A 1,162-nucleotide genomic window follows, 5' to 3' on the forward strand; every position below is an offset into this window, starting at 1 on the left:
AATTAGTATAAACAAGGCCAGCCAGTATTATTAATAACTGACCAGCCTAATAAATTAATTACCTTGAAATAACGATTTTGCCATTGATTATAGATAAGTAAGGATTATAAGTCGTATTTCTCCCATTTTCCTTGTTGTGAAAGATGACAGGAGAAGAACCAAAAACACCTTTTTCTAAACGGAATAGACGACCATTTTTATAACTAACCAGTTTATATTTATTCCACTCAGGTTCTTTAATAAAAAAATTACCACTTATATCTTCGTCAAAATCCATCGAATCAAAAAATATTTTTGCGCTACTATTGTCTGCTATAGCCCATTCCTCCCATGCTGGCTGGCTCATTTTCCATACCTTATCCAGATCACGATGAGAAAAAGCACTACTAATCTCTTGATAAAATGCTTTTATAGCTGGTAAATCATTATCAGTAACTGGCTGCGCTTTTATCCACATCCAATTTGGTAAACTATTTACTGAAAATGTTTTTTGAGCCGAAAATAAATTTTTCTCTCCTTTTTTTGTGGATAAATTTGCATAATCAAATTTTTCATTTAAATTTATCGAATTTTTCGTTATAACGTTTCTGTTATCATCCACAGTTAACTTGATATTACTAATAATTTCACCTTGTTCATCATGTGAAGCAACTTTTCTAATTGTCGCTTCACACCATGATTCAGGATGAAATTTTTCTGTATCTCTATCAATTGATATACGACCCATTAGTAATTCTATTGTATTAGATCCATTCTCCAAAAAAGCCGATATATTATAACCACTTGATTCTGTTCCTGTCCGTGAGGATGTGTTTTCTAGCATTAACATCCCATTTACTTTTAAAATACATAAACTACGCTGAGTATTAAATGAGACGAGATATTTATGTTCCATTGTTGGTTTCCCTAATGCGGTTTTTATTGTCATTAATAATGCAAAAAATAACAAGCTACCCCAAAGAGATCCTGTAAGTAGATTTTTCTTTTGGTAGTGGGTCTTGAAACACCCAAGGTTTTTCCATTGGTTCATATTCATCTTCTATAGGTACTTCCCATTGATTTTCATCATCTTTTTTGAGTTTAATGCTTGCCCCATATTTAATACTCGCTGACGCTTGTATTCCATCATGATAAAGTATTAACTCCATACTTTTTTCTGTAG

General features: G+C 32.0%; 1 protein-coding gene and 1 pseudogene. Both read right to left on the reverse strand.

Annotated elements, in window-relative coordinates; all coding sequences use genetic code 11:
- Window positions 1-58: 58 nt before the first annotated feature.
- A complete protein-coding gene (locus AAC147_RS10280) occupies window positions 59-895 on the reverse strand; it encodes a hypothetical protein (protein WP_047686553.1) in 837 nt (278 codons plus the stop codon).
- A 55-nt stretch (window positions 896-950) separates the two neighbouring features.
- Window positions 951-1,162: pseudogene (locus AAC147_RS10285) on the reverse strand (hypothetical protein); the annotation flags it as partial.

Origin of the sequence: Xenorhabdus sp. NBAII XenSa04, from assembly GCF_963866145.1 — a bacterium.
GTDB lineage: Bacteria > Pseudomonadota > Gammaproteobacteria > Enterobacterales > Enterobacteriaceae > Xenorhabdus > Xenorhabdus indica.